Source organism: Enterococcus sp. 3G6_DIV0642 (genome assembly GCF_002140635.1).
Classification (GTDB): domain Bacteria; phylum Bacillota; class Bacilli; order Lactobacillales; family Enterococcaceae; genus Enterococcus_D; species Enterococcus_D casseliflavus.
In genome coordinates this window covers 827307-846592 of sequence record NZ_NGLH01000001.1, presented here as the reverse complement: position 1 = coordinate 846592, position 19286 = coordinate 827307, and the positions used below count along the sequence as shown (strand labels likewise).

General features: G+C 38.4%; 23 protein-coding genes, 1 tRNA gene and 1 pseudogene. 3 read left to right on the top strand and 22 right to left on the bottom strand.

Annotated features, from left to right (window positions below):
* Positions 1 to 10 precede the first annotated feature (10 nt).
* The 3 genes from A5878_RS04170 to A5878_RS04160 are packed head-to-tail and all read left to right on the top strand — an operon-like array spanning position 11 to position 762.
* Positions 11 to 301 (top strand): DUF5960 family protein, encoded by a 291-nt coding sequence (locus A5878_RS04170; protein ID WP_086294698.1) that lies wholly within the window; start codon positions 11 to 13, stop codon positions 299 to 301.
* A 1-nt stretch (position 302) separates the two neighbouring features.
* Positions 303 to 569 carry a hypothetical protein gene (locus tag A5878_RS04165; protein WP_179190619.1) on the top strand — a complete coding sequence of 89 codons (267 nt, stop codon included), beginning with the start codon at positions 303 to 305 and terminating at the stop codon, positions 567 to 569.
* Positions 490 to 762, top strand: a complete 273-nt coding sequence (locus A5878_RS04160) for a hypothetical protein (RefSeq protein WP_086294696.1) — start codon at positions 490 to 492, stop codon at positions 760 to 762. The genes A5878_RS04165 and A5878_RS04160 overlap by 80 nt, the downstream gene beginning before the upstream one ends.
* 17 nt (positions 763 to 779) lie before the next feature.
* On the opposite strand, the gene A5878_RS04155 is transcribed toward A5878_RS04160, so the two are convergent.
* The 22 genes and pseudogenes from A5878_RS04155 to A5878_RS04050 all read right to left on the bottom strand — a co-directional run bounded on the left by A5878_RS04155 (position 780) and on the right by A5878_RS04050 (position 19150).
* Positions 780 to 1052 (bottom strand): hypothetical protein, encoded by a 273-nt coding sequence (locus A5878_RS04155; protein WP_086294695.1) that lies wholly within the window; start codon positions 1050 to 1052, stop codon positions 780 to 782.
* Entirely contained in the window at positions 1039 to 1542 is a 504-nt protein-coding gene (locus tag A5878_RS04150; protein ID WP_086294694.1) for a hypothetical protein, read from the bottom strand. The genes A5878_RS04155 and A5878_RS04150 overlap by 14 nt, the downstream gene beginning before the upstream one ends.
* Positions 1543 to 1962: a hypothetical protein gene (locus tag A5878_RS04145; protein ID WP_086294693.1), complete on the bottom strand. Its 420-nt coding sequence runs from the start codon at positions 1960 to 1962 to the stop codon at positions 1543 to 1545. It abuts the gene before it with no gap.
* Positions 1963 to 2066: 104 nt separating this feature from the next.
* Positions 2067 to 2140: transfer RNA gene (locus tag A5878_RS04140), tRNA-Ile, on the bottom strand.
* A 50-nt stretch (positions 2141 to 2190) separates the two neighbouring features.
* Positions 2191 to 2469 (bottom strand): hypothetical protein, encoded by a 279-nt coding sequence (locus A5878_RS04135; RefSeq protein WP_086294692.1) that lies wholly within the window; start codon positions 2467 to 2469, stop codon positions 2191 to 2193.
* A 388-nt stretch (positions 2470 to 2857) separates the two neighbouring features.
* Entirely contained in the window at positions 2858 to 3553 is a 696-nt protein-coding gene (locus tag A5878_RS04130; RefSeq protein ID WP_086294691.1) for a lysozyme, read from the bottom strand.
* A gap of 23 nt (positions 3554 to 3576) precedes the next feature.
* Positions 3577 to 4233: a peptidoglycan amidohydrolase family protein gene (locus A5878_RS04125; RefSeq protein ID WP_086294690.1), complete on the bottom strand. Its 657-nt coding sequence runs from the start codon at positions 4231 to 4233 to the stop codon at positions 3577 to 3579.
* A 101-nt stretch (positions 4234 to 4334) separates the two neighbouring features.
* Entirely contained in the window at positions 4335 to 4715 is a 381-nt protein-coding gene (locus tag A5878_RS04120) for a transcriptional regulator (RefSeq protein WP_086294689.1), read from the bottom strand.
* A 48-nt stretch (positions 4716 to 4763) separates the two neighbouring features.
* Positions 4764 to 5543 carry an N-acetylmuramoyl-L-alanine amidase family protein gene (locus A5878_RS04115; RefSeq protein WP_086294688.1) on the bottom strand — a complete coding sequence of 260 codons (780 nt, stop codon included), beginning with the start codon at positions 5541 to 5543 and terminating at the stop codon, positions 4764 to 4766.
* A 167-nt stretch (positions 5544 to 5710) separates the two neighbouring features.
* Positions 5711 to 6079, bottom strand: a pseudogene (locus tag A5878_RS04110) (phage holin family protein); the annotation flags it as partial.
* 115 nt (positions 6080 to 6194) lie between these two features.
* Positions 6195 to 6443, bottom strand: a complete 249-nt coding sequence (locus A5878_RS04105; protein ID WP_010749501.1) for a hypothetical protein — start codon at positions 6441 to 6443, stop codon at positions 6195 to 6197.
* A 21-nt stretch (positions 6444 to 6464) separates the two neighbouring features.
* On the bottom strand, positions 6465 to 6887 hold the full coding sequence (locus A5878_RS04100) for a DUF1617 family protein (protein WP_086294687.1): 423 nt from the start codon (positions 6885 to 6887) through the stop codon (positions 6465 to 6467).
* Positions 6888 to 6897: 10 nt separating this feature from the next.
* Positions 6898 to 10953 carry a hypothetical protein gene (locus A5878_RS04095; protein WP_086294686.1) on the bottom strand — a complete coding sequence of 1352 codons (4056 nt, stop codon included), beginning with the start codon at positions 10951 to 10953 and terminating at the stop codon, positions 6898 to 6900.
* Positions 10954 to 10964: 11 nt separating this feature from the next.
* Positions 10965 to 11321, bottom strand: coding sequence for a DUF6711 family protein (locus tag A5878_RS04090; RefSeq protein ID WP_010749498.1), 357 nt, complete (start codon positions 11319 to 11321; stop codon positions 10965 to 10967).
* Positions 11322 to 11334: 13 nt separating this feature from the next.
* Positions 11335 to 16230 carry a transglycosylase SLT domain-containing protein gene (locus A5878_RS04085; protein ID WP_086294685.1) on the bottom strand — a complete coding sequence of 1632 codons (4896 nt, stop codon included), beginning with the start codon at positions 16228 to 16230 and terminating at the stop codon, positions 11335 to 11337.
* 10 nt (positions 16231 to 16240) lie between these two features.
* Positions 16241 to 16615: a hypothetical protein gene (locus tag A5878_RS04080; RefSeq protein ID WP_086294684.1), complete on the bottom strand. Its 375-nt coding sequence runs from the start codon at positions 16613 to 16615 to the stop codon at positions 16241 to 16243.
* Positions 16616 to 16638: 23 nt separating this feature from the next.
* Positions 16639 to 17046 (bottom strand): DUF6096 family protein, encoded by a 408-nt coding sequence (locus tag A5878_RS04075; protein WP_086294683.1) that lies wholly within the window; start codon positions 17044 to 17046, stop codon positions 16639 to 16641.
* Between the two features lie 95 nt (positions 17047 to 17141).
* A complete protein-coding gene (locus A5878_RS04070; protein WP_086294682.1) occupies positions 17142 to 17561 on the bottom strand; it encodes a phage tail protein in 420 nt (139 codons plus the stop codon).
* 12 nt (positions 17562 to 17573) lie between these two features.
* Positions 17574 to 17936 (bottom strand): hypothetical protein, encoded by a 363-nt coding sequence (locus A5878_RS04065; protein ID WP_086294681.1) that lies wholly within the window; start codon positions 17934 to 17936, stop codon positions 17574 to 17576.
* Positions 17936 to 18478, bottom strand: a complete 543-nt coding sequence (locus A5878_RS04060; protein ID WP_086294680.1) for a hypothetical protein — start codon at positions 18476 to 18478, stop codon at positions 17936 to 17938. The genes A5878_RS04065 and A5878_RS04060 overlap by 1 nt, the downstream gene beginning before the upstream one ends.
* The gene (locus A5878_RS04055) at positions 18468 to 18818 is read right to left on the bottom strand and encodes a hypothetical protein (protein ID WP_086294679.1); all 351 of its coding nucleotides are present in this window, start codon (positions 18816 to 18818) and stop codon (positions 18468 to 18470) included. The genes A5878_RS04060 and A5878_RS04055 overlap by 11 nt, the downstream gene beginning before the upstream one ends.
* Positions 18815 to 19150, bottom strand: a complete 336-nt coding sequence (locus tag A5878_RS04050; RefSeq protein ID WP_086294678.1) for a phage head-tail connector protein — start codon at positions 19148 to 19150, stop codon at positions 18815 to 18817. Before A5878_RS04050 ends, A5878_RS04055 begins: the two co-directional genes overlap by 4 nt.
* Positions 19151 to 19286: the final 136 nt, after the last annotated feature.

Below are 19286 nucleotides of genomic sequence, written 5' to 3'. Positions count from 1 at the left end.
AGTGATTGATATGCAAATACCGTTAGCGCATCAAAGAACCTATGCATTAGAAAGATATTACTACGAGTTTGTCGAGAGAATGGGTCCAGCACATTTCATGTACGACCAGTTTGTTCGGACGATGGAGAATTTCGGGAAACCCTACTTTACCGTACCATCAAGCTACAGTGGTTACCCAAAAGAATTAGCTTATGTATTTAAGAAAGATGGTGACAACTACCTGTTTGATCATGTTAGGACGCAAGACGAGATTCTTCGAAAATACGATCCGAGCACAAAGTATAAGCCTGGCGGTAACTGATATGAACATAATCAGCCAATACGAACAAGGATACCTATCTCTATCTGATTTTATAAATGAATTCCCAGACAGTATTTCAGAGTCACAGGAAGCTTTATACGGCGAAAAATGTGTCGAGTTTTATGTTGCTGTCACTTTAGGTAAAACGGATTGTCGCTATTATGTACAAGCATACGGAGGCGATTGTTATGAAAACGATGAAAGGCTGTGTATCGAAGATACGAGTACTGAAGATGAGCAAGACCCCTTTGGTGCGGTTCTCGCTTGATGGAGTGAATTGTTTGATTGCTACGCATAGTTTGAACTTTTTGGCAGATGTGGATGAGGAGATGCAGATTGCGGTTGCTGGTGAGTATAACGATCGCAAACAGTTTGTTGTGAAGAAGTATTCGGTGATCGGAAAGACGAAGATTATGATTGAATTTGAAGCAATGAAAAAAGCCCCCTACTCAAAAGAGTAAGGGGTATTTGATTTACTTTATTTGTCCGCTCGACTTGGATCAGCAGTAGTTAATCCATATTTATTCATTACATTTACATCATTAAGAACATACAATATGCCTGAACCATTCACAAGAAATCCCATAACAAGCCATGCGTAGAACCCTATAACAGCATGCACCTCATTGCTAAAATTTTTTGTAATAAGCATGATTCCCCATCCAAATGCCCCTAGAAAAATAAGTTGTGCCAACCAAAGCGGCCATAAATGTAGTAAGACTTTAGTTGCATCAACCTTAACGTTTTCCACTAGCTTGTGCCTCCCGATTATATTTAAGAAATTTCTTTGTAAAAAAGAGCAATCCTATAGCACTTGTAAACATCAATAGCAGAAGAATAAATAGATAGAAAGAAAAACCGACCATTAGATTTACAAAATTGAAAATTATAAAAACCAGTAAGAATATGATTAAAGAATAATTTGTAATCTTTGTTTCAAAAGAATGTCTATTGATCATAACTTCTCTCTCCTCCTCTATTTTCTTCGCATCAAAAGGGATGTTCAATTGAAAAACTAAATTTTTTGCGGATACGTCAATAGTATCTATTTCTTTGAATTTTATTTGATACATTTTACTTGATGGCATAGTTATATTCAGGGATGTTACATTACTAACATATGACTTCTCGGTTAATTGCGAAAGTTTAATAACATCATCATATAAATCATTTTTATTAGATATTGAATCCGAAAAAATATTTACCTTTGTTACTCTGAAATCTCCTATTGCCATATCCATCTATAAATCACCCTCATCAACTACTGCCACATTAAAATTCTGAACAAATTTATCTTCGTCAATAGTGATTTCTACTTGATACATACCTTCATTTCTAAAAATAAAATTATTCATCTCAAAATTAAACGCTGTGTTTTGAGCTGTCGTGTTTGAGGCGTCTATATAATTATCTTTAGGTAAAGTATTACTAAATGAAATTCTCCTATTATAATTATTAGCATCCAGATTAAGAACTTTGATAGAAAACTTTTCAACTTCACTATAATCGATTCCTGTAGTTAACAATGAAATAACAAACGAAAAATTATTGGGAATCGCCAACAAAGGTATAGTTAACATAGGGTTAACTAATATTGAGGGTTGATTTTCATTCCCACCTTGTACTTGATTACAAATAAAAATTTGAGCTAGTCTATTCATTTTTATACTCTCCATTATTGATCTTTTCTTAATTGTAACACAAATAGTATTTCTAACAAGAAAATATATTCTTATAAACAAACTTTCTAGCAGAGAGGCATTTATGTACCTTGTAGGACTCGAACCTACGACCGGACGGTTATGAGCCGTCTGCTCTAACCAACTGAGCTAAAGGTACAAAACCAACCACTCCCGGGGAGGAGTGGCACAATTAGATGAAAAAGTTTTTCACATTTCATGCTGGTCAAAAAAAGCTGTATACTTCTCCACAAGTTTAAAATCCTGCTCAAGATTTTTTCTAATGAATATTTGATCTCCTAAAAATGACTTACGAGATGTACGTGATATCTTATGATAAACATCATTTTTGATTAAATAGTCTAATTCCTCATTAATTTTCTCGAGGTTGCTTTGATCAGAAAGAGACTGAAAGTATCGTATTGCATTGTATTCTAGGTGTTTTGCATTATTAATTACTTTTCTATAATGTAATTTATCGACTTTCATAGAATCACCTCTAAAATAAATCTAACGCATTCTTAACTTTTATCAATCTTTCAGATTCGATAAAAAATTAATTTCATTACTATTTATAATATAGCTGGCTAATTTCCATGATAATTATTGAAGATAAGTAGATAATTTAGACGGATTTCTGAATGATAATATCTATTAAGTAAGAACAATGATAAAATAAATACGAAGAGTACTGGTCGCAGTCCAGAAAAACTTCCCCAAGTTTCCTGCGCCAGTACTCTTCTTAGATTAATGCATGTTGCACGATAAAGTCTAAGGTATAAATCAATTTAATACAAGCTAAATTACTTTCAAAATAATAAAAAATCTCCCTACTCTAATTTGAACAAGGAGCTTTTTATCTGTAACGAATCAGTTGTTAATAATCCGGCTTACGATTTAAAACATTCGCTAGACGGTTATAATAAGGCGCAGCGTCTGTCCAGTTTGTTAAGAATGGGACTTCTTTTCCTGTATTCGCATGATACACTTGTCGAATTGCTCTCATTTCATCTTCGTGTCCAATTGCATATGCATGCTGACCATTAAACCAACGCACAGGCGCATTTTTATTTGCTTGATAAAATACCCACATCAATATTTCCTCTCTTTCATTTACTGTATTGTCATTTACTGGTGTTAAAAACAAATCAGTTTCAAGTTGTCTTCGTGTCACAAGCCCCGGTATCACAGAGCCATTTCCATTTACATATTTTTTCATTTCGTTAGCTGCTGCTTGCCAATTTTTTGAATTGATATAAGTTAACAGTGTAGAACCCTGTAAAATATTTACACCCAAATTAAAGTGAAAACTTGCTAGGGCATCAAACTGGTTTTGGTTCAATTCTACCGTAACATATTTATAAATACCGGGTAAATGGTTTTCTATATCCTGCTTCAGAAAGTTGTTTGCTTGTTCTAAAGTAATAGTCATTCCAGCGTATACACCTTGTGTATGACCATACCCTATTGTCCAAACGCCGACAACATCTTGGTAGGCAGTCAAACTTAACCCTTCAAAACTTTTAATCAACTCAAAACCGTTCTGAGATAGTTTCATATTTTCATTAGCCATTCTTTCTCCTCCTCCTGATGATTTTAAAAATCAGGTGTTCGATTCAAGACATTGGCCAAACGATTATGATAAGGAGTTGCATCAGTCCAATTTGTCAAAAACGGAACATCTTTACCTGTGTTCGCTTTATAAATTTGCTGAATTGCTTTCATCTCATCAGCGTGACCGATAGCATATGCATGCTCTCCATTGAACCAACGAACTGGTACATTTTTGTTTGCTTGGTAAAATACCCACATTAACATTTCCTCGCTTTCTGTATCTGGCATATTTTCATCATCTGCATTATTCAATCTATAATATTCAGTTGGTGATGGGCCCATTCGTCCTTCTGCTACAGTTGTTCGAATGTTATCATCATATGCATTGCAATGAATGATTGTACCGTTATCTAAAAAGACTCCCGTATGCCCATCATTTGCCCAATACTTTGATAGGAAAATGTCACCTCTGCGACATTCCGATCGTGAAATTTTTTTTGCGATAGGCGGTAAAGTTGTATCGTGTAACGATCCGGTCCACCCCATACTTCCCACTGGGATAAATCCACCAGCAATCAAAGCGAAATACACTGCGGAACTACAGTCATAACTATTAGGTCCCAAGCGTCCGTCTTGGCTGTAGCTTACTTTACCTTCTCGGTCTTTAAACCACTGAATCATATTATTTATACTACCCAAATTTAAAGCCTCCTATGGAAATTTATTTCGTGCGTCCACGAGTTCGAAACATGTTTACCATTTCCACTTATAGTATAAATCGAAGTACAAATCAAAAGAGGTCAAACCGATAACCAGCCTAACCTCTTTGCGATTTCATTAATAAATTCTGCATCTCTTCTCTTTATAGTAGATTCGCTTAGAAAAGTTTCCGCCGATACAACCGCTAGGCATTTCTTCGAATGGCCGTTGTAATACTTCACGTAAAATATATCTCTAACATCAAGTGTCGAATCTTCTAAGACACTATTAACTACTCTCAAAAAGGATTTGTAAAACAAAATTTGATTCATTGTCCAACTTGGATTTTCTTCCCCTAACGGATACTCCATATAAGGGTTCCTATCTGTTGCAATAATGTCTGAGAACTCTTTGAACGTTTTTTCGATTTTTTTATATTGCCATAGTATACTGCGAATTTGTGCTCTGGTTTCATTAGTCATGCTGACAACTCCTTAAAAAATCCGCACTCAGAATAGAACGGATATTTTTTATACTTCTGTCGCTACCTTGCGGAGATACGCAACTTGAATTGGATCTGTGTGAATCTGAGTGTCGTAGCCTGCTTTTTCCATCATCGCTTGGATTTTTTTCAAATCACCTTCTGTTTTCACATGAGTAAATTTGTTTCCTGTCAAAAAGTAAACTTTCGGATCATTTTGATTTCTAAATAGTAACATGGTTTCTCCTACTTTCTTTGGTTGAATTTGTGGTGTGTTTTCTTGTGTGTTGTTGCTTGTATTGCTGAAAACTGCGTTCTTGAATCGTTCGAACTCGCTTGGTTTCGCCACCCAAGGAGCTGGACAGTTTTTGCCTGTTACGTCAAAGTGGCGCCAAATCTTCTCTCTCGTAATATGAGGATAAATGGCGATCAATTCTTTGACAGCCTTCACAGCATTTTGAAATGTCTTTTCCGTAATGTTACCATTCGTATCTAGGCACATTTCAACACCAATCGTTGAATAGTTGGCGTTGCCTATCTTAGAATACAGTGGACGATAGCGTGAACCATCTGCATTGTATTTGCTAATTTCGTTGGCGTGATACGCAACTTCATTCAAGGGAATGATACAGAGTGCTTCAATATCATCTACAAACAGTTGAGCAGAAGCATAGGTTCCTTTTAGATTATTAAAATAGTTCTTGTGATTGCGTGCGGTGCCACCATTGTTGGCGGTGTAGTGCATAACGATACCATCAATACCGTTATTCCTGATACCTGGTCTTGAGTACTCATTAATATTGATATACTCGTATTTGATGAAACTCATATCAATCATCCTCTCTAAAAAAAGAAGCAGCCGATCGGCTACTCCTTCTTTTCTGTAAATTCTTGGCCATCGCCATAGTCTGGAACATTTTTACTATCCAGAGCTTGGGTTTCAGATTGACCATCACCATAATCGATTTTGATTTCTGTTACTTTAGGTTTTGGATTTTCATTACTATCTTGTAATTTAGTTAGTCTTTCTTTTACCCAGTTTGGAATTGGAATCCCCAGTTGTCCAAGATTTTCAATAATTGAGATTCCATAAACTGCGATATAGAAAAAGACGAATGCGGTCGCAAACGTCTCGAGATTCATAATCTTTAGGTACGGATAAGCAATGATCACTAAGCACACAACTAGCATATGCTTAACAATGCCAAGTAATCCTTTTGTACTATTAGCGTCTTTGATAAATACCCCTTTGCAAAGTCCTGTCACGATATCTCCTACCACTACCCACAAGAACACCTGCACATAACCATTTGTCAACAACCCTCGAAATTCATTTAGTAACACTCCATTATCAATAATCACCATATTTACCACCTTATCTATTATTTAAGAAAAATTCGATTTCCAAAAAATCTTTCATTCTAATACCAATCAATTGAACATGTGTCGCATATTTTCCAATAAATTAAAAAGCAACCTTCTAAGGCTGCCCTTCTACTTCTTTTAGCAAATCGTCTTCTACAGTCCAAACCTTCCCCTGAAAGCTCTCAATATCACTTCTGCATTCTGTTCGATTTTGTCGATATAAATCTTGATTGACAATTGATTGATTAATATTCGTATTTCCTGCACTATCTGTTGTAACATTTGCTGTTAGATAAATAACCTGTTGTCCATTTATTTTCGATTCTCCTGAAATGTTGATAGATTTCTTCGTTTCTAATGCCATAGTATTTTCTCCCTCTATTTTTTATTCGTTATCTTGGGACTCAAATTCATCCATTAAACGATCGTAAATTTGAGCTTCTTCACCGGATAACACACCGTCATATTCACTCAATATACGTTGGACTTCTGAAAGATTTTTAGCATACATGCCCCCTTCTACAATAATTTCTTCTTCAAGAAGTATCGTCTGCTCTCTATTAAAAGCCAAAACATTATCAATTCTTCGATCATTATCCGATTTCAGTTGCCCATTAGAATCTATAAGTTCGAATTTATTCATCAACGTTTTTTCCTCTTCAGAAAGTTCTAAAAGCGCCTTGTTTAATTGCTTTACAAATTTTGAACGATGCCTACTATCTTTAGGTTTTAAATTCATTCTATCTAAAAAATTGATCGCTGTTGTTATCTCTTTGTTTTTAAGTTTGATACAAATTTTGTTGTTCATTTTATTCCCCTCACGATGCATTTCTTAATTGATTAAATTCATTTTGCAAGTTATCTATTTTTAATGCCAACATATCAATATTTTGCGAAGTTTTTTTTGCATGCTCCTGTAATGAAGTAGCTACTAAAGTTATAAAGGAATATTGATCAATCCCTTGACCTTGGATTATTTTTTCGGGCGCCTCATCAAGCACAGGCCCCAATTGATGTTGCAACGTATCAATACGATCATATTCATAAAATTTCATTTTTTGCAGAACAGACAGACTATCCTTTAGTAATACCAAATTAGTCTTTAATCTTCGTTCTGAGCTATTGGTAAATGATGCTGCATATACTCCTGACCAATCAGAATCATTTGTTTTGTGAACGTTTAAACTCGATACATACAAATCAAAGTTGTTCGCTAAGCTTATTCGCTTACCAGTTCTGAAGTTATTTAGCGTTATACTATTTCCAGAGTAGAGCAATCGTCCGTTTGCACTTGTTGAACCGATGCTGTAAAAGTCGACATACGTGCTATCCCCGGAAAGAGTTAATCCAGAGTTTCGAAAGTTTCCACTATTGCTAGAACTAGCAGCTATATTTATGCCTTCATTAAAGAAAGCTAGTGCACGTGTTCCGTAACTCGTGTTGACATTAACTATACCGTTATAATTAAGTCGGAAACTGTTTGAGGATGTATCAAATCTTAAGTCAACACCATTTAACTGCATATTCCCAGAACCGCTAGATCCATAGAAAGTTGCAGCACGTATGTTGATTCCCGTTAACTCTCCTGTCGATATGCTACTAGCATTTAAGTTAACAATGTTCACATTCGCTGCATTAAGCGTTCCAGTGGTAATCTTGGTCGCTGAAAGACTACCGATTTTAGCATCAGTGATCGCCGCATCTGCAATTTGCGCAGTTCCAACTGCAAGATTTGCTATCTGCGCTCTTCCGATAACCCCATTTTCAATATAAGTCTGACCAGTGATTTGAACTTTACTTCCAGAAATCAAAACTCCTTCCGTCGATATATTGATTTGATTGACTATATCGTTTTTTTCAACTTTCAGATTTATATTGTCTGACAGCTGAGTAATCTGTGATTGTTGGGACTGAGAAATGTCAATAATCTCATATCTTGCAATGTACCAATTAAGGGGGTTAGCCGCTGTCGGAACAGTCCCATCCAGTACATATAGATGACCAAAAGTACTGAAAGTTCCGCCTGTGCCGCATTCAACAAGGTACATATATTCAGTCCAAAGTCCAGTTCCCGCAGTAGAAGTAAGCCATGTTACTCTTGCGCCATCACCCATACTGTTATTTGCGTGCATAAATCTACGTCCTATTGGTAACAAGGCTGTAAACCTAATTACAAACTTTGCGTTAACACGTGATTGAGTAAGTCTTAATATCCCACCAAATTGTGGATTTGCTGAACCAGTCACAGTAATTTTCATGCGAGCGTTTGAATTGGTAGGCTGCGTGCCTCCGCTAATAGCTGATTCTCTTGTCAGAGTGATCACGCCGTTATTAGCATTGTTGTAAACAATTAACCCATTGTTTCCTTTGCGGAACTCTGGATCATCGGTAATTACAAGCCCACCAGCAAGGGCCGTTTTGATATTAGTAATACCAAGTTGGGACTGAACTTCAGTCACAGTCTGTCTAATACCATTTGCGGTTGACTCAACTTGTGTAGCTTTAGTTAAAGCAGAATTAGCGGTTGTCTCAACGCTTGATATGGTTGTTTTCAGGCCATTCGCAGTTGTTTCGACTTGCGTTGCTTTGTTTAGAGCAGAATCAGCGGTGTTCTTGACACTTGCAACAGTTTGAATCGTTCCTTCTACTGTTGATTCAATTTGATTGACTTTAGTCACAGTTGCTAAATTATCTGGGTCAGGTAACCAGCCTAAGTATCTGTTCCCTTCGACAATCACAAACTCTTTGATTCTAATGATACAAGTAATGTTTGCTTGCAACGCAATAGTTATTTGAGGATCATTTACCCATGTGCCGACTCTTGTCCTGCCAGTTCCTTTTACAATTTGCCATTCGCCTACTTTACTGAAATCAATATGACCTATCGGTGCATCCAGCATCGCACCGTTATTTGTTCTCAAGAAGGCATTTGACCCTGTAGAAGTAGCATTGTTGGAAACTGATTCCACGTAGACCATAATCCCCAATGTGTATTGAGTGTCTGGCTTAAATCTTCCATCTGTGATGTTACGTGATATAGTTGATCTGTTTGTGGATGTACTTTCCTTAACAACTCTTGTGTATGACCCGTTTGATGTAATACTTGTAATAAGCGAGGCTACCCACCCAATGCTATCATCGTAAAAGGAACTGTTGGGCACTAGATTTCTTGCAGAAATATTGAAGTCATTCTGCCATTCTTCCACACTAGTCAACGTCTGTGTAACACCATCAATAGTTGATTCCAAAACGTTCGCCTTATTCAAGGCGCTGTTTGCTGTTGTTGTAACCGTTGCAATTGTTTGCTTCTGCCCATCCACCGTGACGACTAACTCATTCAGTTTTTTAGTGGTACTTGTGGCAGTCGATTCAACATCTGTGATCCTTCCAGTTAAACCATTCACTGAGGTTTCAAGCGTTGCTGTTCTACCTTCGACAGCATTCGCCTTATTATAAGCATCGTTAGCTTTACTACTAATAGAACTAACTGTCCCATTGATCGTAGTAACATCGGAAACAAGACCATTAACATCAATTCTTATTGCATCGGCTTTGGACTGGACGGATTCCGCATCTAATTTTGCTTGTTCAGCGACTTCTTTGGCTTGTTCGCCTGCTTGTTTTGCTTCTTCTATAGCTTGTGCGAGTTCAGGGTCACCGGTTGATGTGATTTTCATTACCCATTTTAGATTTCCATCAACATTTCGATACACCCAAATTTCAGTGTCCTGTCCATTTGGCTTAAACCAAATGTCACCTTCTTTAGGATTGGTTGGTTCGGTTTGATCATAATAGTTTGAGTTCCACTTATTAGCACTTAGAATTGAGTCTAAGTAATCAACTCGTTGACTTAATGGTCCTCTGTATTTATAAGTAGCTTGAGAACTTGAATTCGTTGTAGCTTTTGACTCGGCAGTCAAACCTCCATTGAACGTCATACTATATGAAAGATTTGGCACCGAGTATCGTTTTCCGTCTTTATCTTCTACATAAAACCAATCTCCAGCTTCTAACGGTGGACACCCTCGCCATTTTAATTCATACGGAAAATAGTTGATGTCTTTAACAAGATTCCACATAATGTCTAACAAAGATTGGGTCATCACTTTGTTCTCAAGAATTACTTGCGAACCATTTAGTGAACCCACTCGAATTACATCCGTTTCTTCTTCACCTGTTTTAACAGAAATACCACCAATTCTATAGCTCACTTCATTTTTAGTGAAGCCTTTTAAAAGATAGCTTTCCGGAGTCACCTCAAATGAAGTAGGTGCAAGTCTTCTTATTTCAAGTTCACCATCTCTATTAAAACTTGCGAATCCTCCTTCAAATTGAGCAATCAACCCAATTGCTTGCCGATAGGTGTAACCTTCAGGTTCGGCTATAGAGGAAATTCCTAACGATGAAAATGATGCTTGATTTACCTCAACACCCGAAAGATTTGCTATTTCTAAAGCAACTTCCCTATAAGGTTTTGGATAGGTTAGGTTAGATTCAAAAACACTTTCCATGTACATCATTTTATCGTTAGCAGTTATTGTTGTTTTGTTGCTATTTCTATCTCGATCGAATTCAGATACGTAGAAATGCCCTAGCTTGGTATATTGATAATCCCCTTCCAGCAATATTGCTAATTCGGGAATTACTTCTATATCTTCTTTTATACTTTCAATAATTGAAGGAAAAACTATTTTTACAGAGTTCATATATGTGGAACCAATCTGATACGTTTCACCAGATATGCTTCCTGAATCAAAAGACAATGAGGTAATATCCCCACTGCCATAAGTAGTACCATTAATGTTTACACGAATAGACAATTGCCTTGAGGGCTTCAACCATGCGGCTTTAATTTCGTCACTAGTTACTAACACATTTACCTCACCTACCTTTCAATAAAACTCATTGTTAATCCTTCCCATTTAGGCAATTTGTCATGCCAGGAATATGCTGGGGAGGATCGATCACCCACGTAAAAAGTTTTCGTGACAATACCGCCTTCCATAGGATCTGGATAAGTTACTTCAAAGAAAACAGGCATCACCGCTTTTAAAATTGGCGAAATTTCTGCGTCAGTCAGTGGTCCCCACTCAAGGTCCATCTTTCTCTTTGTTGTAATATAGTCGCGCACCATGTCTCCTTTAGCATTACGACCAGAGTCGCCATCAACTCCTTGAATTCCAGCTGTAAACTTTTTAGGAGTTTTGATCGTAACTCCGTTTATTTTTAAATATCCAGCCATCAGATCAATCCTCCTAAATGTTTAATTCGGTATACCCGAGTTGTTGGTGGTACTTGTTAATTTCTTTAACAGCGATACGACCAAATTCTTTGCCGCCAATATTAATGATAATATCTCCATTTGGCGCCTGTGTTGGCGTTGCACCCATGGCAGAAATGGCATTCATCAATGTTGTTACCATAGATGATGTAAAGTCTTTCATGCCACCACCTTCATAGTTCATTTGGTTATTGTTACTAAACGTACTATTCGACGGTGAGAATGTTGGTGTTTGGAACATTTCTGGCAACATTATGCTTGAGTTGAACATATCAAGTCCAAGATACTCAACAGCTTGTTGGATTAATTCAGCAGCCCGTTGAGGTTTCTCAAGCGGAATGACCATCTCTTTCTTATTACCTTCACCCATTCGATATAGCCCATCTTGAGAAACTAAGCCGCCATTCTCATATCCAACACCTCGATAAGCTGCTGCCAGTGATCCGTACCGACTTAATGCATATCTCATAGAAGCCAAAATATTCGACATAGGATCCCAAATATTCTTGTTGTACGGGCTTCTTGCATAGGCTCTAAATGTTGGATCAATGACCTGCATCAATCCTTTAGAAGGTGTGCCATTTTTGGCATTGATATCCCAATTGTTGATAGCGTTAGGGTTACCGTTTGATTCAGTCTTCATTTGGTAAAGCGTGCGATTTGCATTGGCTAGTGAGTAAATACCTAGTTTGTTCAATGCGCTATTGACAGTCGATCGCCATCTTTCTACTGATGAACCATACTGACCAGCAACTGCTGCACCTCCAGATGCACCAAACGAAGCATTCTTGTCTATGTCACTTGCTCCGAGTGAGCCGTTGATATGCAAATGGTCGTAGTGGTCGTTTTGCGGCCATCTCACCCAACTTCCACTTGATCCAGTACCGGACATTCCTTTACGGTCTCGAACTTTACCTTGAGTGATTACGTAGGCTACTTTAGAAGCAAAGTTATCAAATACCCAGTTCGCTGGAGCAAAGTATCTTGATGATCCATTCATACTTGCAGGATATGCAACATCAATTGCTTGGTGCTTTCCGTGAGAATGAGGATCGCCTGGTCTAAACCCAGAAGTGATTCTCATACCAGGATATCGATCGACGGTTTTTCTGGCGATATCATATAGGTATTTGTATACACCCCAATTCCCCATTGATCCATCAAACGAACTGTTTTGCGTCTCGTATCCTGCGTCAAATTTAGATTTAACCCATTCATAGGCGCCTTCAGCAATTGTTCCTACTGATCCTTTTGCGATTGACAACGCTGGATCCACAGCGCCTTTTAAATTAACAAATTTCGAAATCGCAGCATTTAAAAGTTTTTTAGGATTCGAAGCATATGACCAAATATCTGAAGCAATTTCCTTTGCTCCATCCCACTTTTCTTTTAACCATTCGCCTACACCATTTGCGTAAGCTGGTACATCATACATTGCAGCGGTTTTAGGACCACTCAAGACAGATGTTCCTTTTGGAAGGTTAACCATAAGATTTCTTTGAGCAGGAAAGATTCCTGTTCGTCCGTCAGGTGTCCGGTAAGCTTCTTGATAATTAGATCCTAGTCCGTCATTTACTAGAGCGGGTCCCCCCGGGTGATACCCAGTACCTTTAGCATAAGTTGGAATAGTCCATTTCTGCAGGGCGCTATCTCCTGCCCCAACTTTACTTAATACCCAGTTAATACCACTGATAACACCGTTGACACCTTTTCCAATGACTCCTACCATCCCATTGAAAATTTTTCCTGCGCCTTCTTTAACTTTCTTAGCACCATCTCCAAGACCTTTCCCGATTTTTTCACCTAATCCCGTAGCCCAACCAGTTATTTTTTCAAAAGCTTCTGAGGCATTAGTTTTCATGGTATCAAAAGATCCACCCATGTTTGTTTTCAAGTTAGAGATTGCAGTGCTAGCTTTTTCTCTGGCAGATTCAGCCGATGTTGAAACTTTGTCTCGGATTTCATTCCATCTCTCTACCGTGTTACTTTTAACATTATTCCATCGATCAGAAATATTATTCCTAAGCTCTTGCAGACGACTTGATGCATTATCCTTAGCAGTTCTTGCTTTGTTTGAAACATCTGTAGTAAAAGTGTCCCATGTTTCTTTCGTGTTTTTTTTGATGTCACTCCATCTACTACTCACGCTGTTCCAGATATCAGAAGCTTTCTCAGAAACGGTTTTCTTAGCATTGTTCCAAGTATCACTAGTCCACTTTTGAACGTTCCCCCAGGTATCAGAAACAAAAGTCATAATACTACCGAACTTGTCATCTATGACATCTTTCAATTCACCAATTGCTTTTTTAGGATTCTTAACTGCATTTGCAACTTTTTCCAACACGCTGGCAAGGAATTCAAGCCCTTTAGTCAATGCCTCTAATTGAGTAAGGATCAAAAATTTAGCTACCTGAGATAAGGGAACGATAACCACATCCCAGAACCATTTAAAAATTGGTTTAAATATCTCAATCACTTGATTTAAAGCTTCCAACGCTGCTGAGAACATATCAAAGTATTTAGGCACATAGTCTTCAATGAAAAAGCTTGCCAATGGTAACAAAACATTCTTGTATAACCACTCAAGCCCATCACCAACATTTTTCAAGATAGGCCGAATTGATTTGAATAATCCATCTATCGCTTTAAGTAATGGCGTGAAATCAAGGTTTTTTGCCCACTCTTCAGTGGCTTTTGTCATGCTGTTGATATTACCTAACAAATCATCTACTGCATCGAGTATCGTTCCGAAGATTGATTCTCCAACTCTTCCTTCTTTCCACGCCTTTTTAAGTTGCTCGGCAATGTTGCCGATCGTGTTGAAGATATTCGTATAGATTTCAAGAATATTGGCAGCTATACTTTCTCCACGACCATCGTTCCATGCGTTTCGAAAAGCAACAGCAATTTCATGAAGTAATTCAAGAATTCGATTCCACATATCAAAGAACGATTGAATTAGCCTTGTTCCTCGGCCATCATCTTCCCATGCACGTCTGAACGCACCAGCAATATCACCAATTATGCCAAGTACATCTGCTAATAAAATCAGGATATTCTCAATGAATAATTGACCTGTTCCGTTTGTCCAAACTTCCATAAATGACTTGCCGATAGCAGAAGCCAAACCCATTACCTCGCCTAATGCATACTTCCAAGCATCGATCACTCGTTGGCCTTGATTTTTCCATGCATCTTGGAAAGGCTTGAAGAAATCCTTCAACAAATTTTGGATGTCTCTCATCCATTTAGGCGTTGAATAAGTGCCTGTCGCTGAACCAAAATCAATGCCAGGAGTTGTGGAATCTTCTTTCTTTTCCTCATCCGTATCCATCGTTAGCTTGTTGATTTGGTCAAATCCCATGAGAGACTTTTGTAGTTTCTTCACTTTCTCATTGACTTTATTTGCGGAAGATCCGGTATCGTTTAAAGCTTGGATATTGTCATACAGTCCACTAGCGCCTTGTTTTGCTGCATCATAGGTTGTCCCGAATAGCATCGCAATAATGGAAGCCAGCTGCCCTGTCAGTTGAGCTACTGTACTCATTAACGCATTTAATGCTGGTAAGATTGCCGTGTATATCGGATAGAATGCCGTCATAAGATTGACTTTAATCTGATTCAAAGAAGCGCTGAATTGATCGTTCGTTTTCAACGCTGACATCATACCGCTAGCTAGTTTGGTAATTGCGCCACCTAACAGCTGATAAACAACCAATGAAGGTAACAGATATTTCATCGACTGGCCAAAAGCATTCGTGCTTCCTGTCATTCGATTTGTCCCAGATGTAACTTTGTTGGAATTACTAGAAAATAGACTTCCGAACTTTCCAATAAATCCAAGAGAGTTCCTTAAGCCATTTCCGACACTCCCAAACCCGTGCGAAACTGCATTGGACATACGGTTGAATACACCGCCATATTTAGAAACAGCCCGCTCAGATTGCTTCAGTCCTGTACCTGTCATACTAGCGCCGCTAGAAGCATTGCCCGTTTGAATGGATGATTGTCCCAAAGCAGAGTTAACTCGTTGCAGAGCCTTTCTCAACGCATCTGCTCTGTCTTCTGTTTGTGCGTATTCCTTTTGCAAACGATCATTGTCACTTATAAGCTTATTCATCTTGATTGATTGTTTTTGAATCTCTCCAGACGTTTTCAGTGATTGAGGAGTATCTTCATAATTCTTGAATCCAGATGTAAAGCTGCCAGTTGGCACACGTTGATCGTTGTACTCCGCCTTCAACGTCCGAATTCGTTTTCGCATCGCTTCAATTTGGGCTTCGTTTTGGCTCATGCCTTTTGTTATATTTTCCAAGGAAGATGGAACAGCGTCTAATTCACGCTTGATTGTATTACCCATACCTTTTGCCTGATCTTGGAATTTTGTCATCTGAGCTTGCGCTCGAGCGATTTGTTCATCGTATTTAACGACTTTCCCTGTATCTCCTTGACTAGATGCCGTTTGCCTTTGCGATTTCAGATAAGCAACCTTTTCTTGTGCTGCTTTCGCTTGTCCCATCTTGGCGTTGATCTCATTCACCATCGCATCGATTTCCTTGGTCACTTTCGGACGAGCTTTACGTACACCTGTTGCAAAGTTATCACCAGCCGCTTCGGACGATTGCTTTGTAGATCGTTCAAAATTTGCTAACGTCTTTTCTAGTGCTTGATTCATTTTTTCAAGTTGTTTCGTGAAATTGCTAGCGCCTTTTTCAATATCCATATTTTTCTCTGTGCGATCCATTGAGTTACCGGACATTTGTTGGATTCTACTCATTGCACCCTCAATTTTTGGCAGTACACTCTCTAGGGATTGCTCAACTCGAGCAGTATTGATATCTAATAAGACTTCAAGTGTTTCTAATTCCATGCTTTCTCACCTACCTTTCTTCAATGAGTTTTCTTCTTTCCCTTGTTGCTTTGATTGCTTGCGCTTGTGCCAAGAATATTTCCTGTTCACATTGCATAGTTTCTTGTTTTGTTTCTTCTTCAGTTTTCGCTTCTTCAACAGCTTGCTCAAGTTGCTTGAGAAAAGGATAAGCATCTTCAAATTTTGGAAACTCCTTCGGTGCGTTGAAAGCGAAAACCGCTAAACGTTGCTGAGAGTAGTCAAACATTGCTTTTTCTTTCAGCTCATTCTCTTTGATCTTTTTGTTTGCTTGCACTTGTATCATAATTTCTTCAAGCGTCATTCCCCAATACTCGGTAGCAGGGATTCCTGCTTCAACCGCTTGAGGATACATGTGCTCAAGCATTTCAGATAAATTAGAAAAGTTTTTTATAGAAGACTGTCTTCGCTGTTCGTTTGATCCAAAGATTCCCCATCTGTCGCTTCGTTCGCCGTTTCTTTCTTTCCGAAAAAACCAGCTTCATCCAAGAAGTCGTTGATTTCGCCAAATAGATCCATCGTTGTTTTTCCTGATTCAATGTATTGCTCGAACGCATCAACGATTGCTTTATCTGTCACACCGCTTGTTTTATTAGCACCTTGCAAGATAATCAATAAACTGTTGGCTGGTGGTAATTTGATTTCGCCTTGTTTTTTAACAAAAAGACCCATAATCCCTTCGTCTAAGCGCTTTTCGATTGCTAAAATCGATTTACCATCTAATCGAAGTTGTAAAGTTAAGTCTCCTAATTGAAATGTTTTAGTGTTTGGCATTTGTACTACGTTGTTTTTTGACATGTATGTTTCCTCCTAATTTATAAAAATAGAGACTAAGGATTATCCCTCAGTCTCTGATTCGTCTGCATTGTCCCCTTTGGTATCTTCAGTGGTTATTACTCCCCCGGCGCTGGTGCCGGAGTGATATCTGGACCGTCACTTACAACGATACCTAAGTTAAACCCAATCGCTTGGTTAACTTCAGCTCCATCAAATTTGTAGTAAGGCTCGCCAGTGAATTCAGCTTTCAATCCGTCTGGATAAGTGATCGTCCAAGCCACAGATTTGCCAGTTTCAACCAATGCATGGACATCTCGGAAGTTGTCCCCTTGATAAACGATCGCAAATTCAAAGTTATCTACATCTTCGATACCTTTGATATAAGCTTTCTTTTCTGATCCCAAGTGTGTAACATCAACTTTTTCTGGGTCACTGCCCAATGCTGGGATAGATTTAACTGCTGCTACAGTTTTAGTTGTTGCACCATCTTTGTAGGTTAAGACGGTACCTTTTGATAATAGTCCTGCAAAATCCATGTGTAATTCCTCCTATTTTTTATAAACATATTTCGTAACATTATCAACTACAGCTGTTACTTCAACGATGATTCGCTTTAGATCAGCCGTGTTAGCATCTTTAGCGGTACCAGAAAAACCAATACTACCGAATGTACTTAAAACACTTTCAGCAATACTGGTCTGGCTTTTGTCTCCGTATAATTCAACTGTGATTGTCCAATCTGTTTGTAACTCATTGCCCAACGAATCAATCTGATGTGGTTTATTGGCTGTCCTATAAATAGCCAATGGGAATGTATTCCAAGTTGAAGGATAGTCCGTGGCAATCTTTTTGATAGCTGTAACGGATTGTAATACTTCAACAGTGACTGTCTTCATATTCACTCGTTCCATCACTTCAACTCCCTTAACTTGCGTTGTACATGTTCTTTGTAGATTTCAGGTGCTTCACCGATCAAATCTACTAAAGAAGGATACAAGAACGGTCGTGCTGGCTGTCCTTTGGTAATGTAGAAGTCTGTACCTTGAACAGTCACACGAGGAATACCGTATATAGCTTCCAAATCCACAGCAACATCTTTTGCTGGGATAAACCATGCTGTTTGCGAGTAAACTGGTGTAAATCCTTCTGGTAGGTCTTTTTGACTAGCTTCACCGACAGGACCAGTACCAACTTCACGAAATAGCGCTTCTTGCTTGTCGGACCAGACACGCCCAACAATTTGGTTTTGTGCATTGATCACAACTTCATTCTTCAAACTTCCCAATAATTCACCACTAGAATATTTCATGCTAGACGATAATCGCAATTCAGCGGCTTGTTTGATCAACTCGGTAATTTCAAAGGTTGCATCCCACATCGCATCATCTAAGATTTGCGGTATTGCTTTCACTTTTCGCCGTAAACTTTCAAGGCCTTTGATTTCAACTCCCACGATTATCATTCCTTTCCAGCATAATATTCTTGTGTGTCGAAAATGTCTGGATAGATTTAATCGTGAAGTCTGGTTCCTCATCTTTACCAACGTAGACGCAAATGCCGTCTAGTTCATTCTGTGACTCGCTAATCTTGTCGCCTTGGTATTTGCAAGCTTTCATTGTTTCAAGCTTGCTGCCATAGATTTGGGCGTTTACAGAACCGCTTGCAGCTTGTACATTCATACGTAACTCAATCGGATCAAACGGGTATGTGAGTATTTCTTCTGCTTCTTCGTCATGAGTGACTTTTCGCTTTTTTAGGTAGACTGTTTGCAAGTCTCGTTCTCTAAGTCTCATCTGAACGACCTCACTTTAGCCACTCTGTAGCGATTGAGTTTTGATTGGATCTTTGCAGGCACACCAATTTCAAACGATTGAGATATACCGCCCTCAGTACGAGCGGTTTCTCCTTCGTTTCCTTCAGTATTTCTGCGAAAGATATACAAATCTTTAACAGAAGACGACATATTACCCACAAGTACATCACGATTACAATAATCCAAGGCGTCATACATCGCATCTTTGATATCATCTTTCAAAATTTCGATGGCCGTTGGATCCGTAATAAAAAACTTACGCCCTAGTTCGACAGCAAGCTTATCTAGGACTATTTGATTTTGTTCGTTCATAAGCTATCACTCCTTTGAGTTAGCTTTTTTCTTCTGTTGTACTTCTTCAAAGAGAGTTGAGTTAAAATACTTCTTGTCGATTTGAAGTGTTTCTCCTGATTTATACCGGTGTCCATCATAGAACACCGGGCTATCT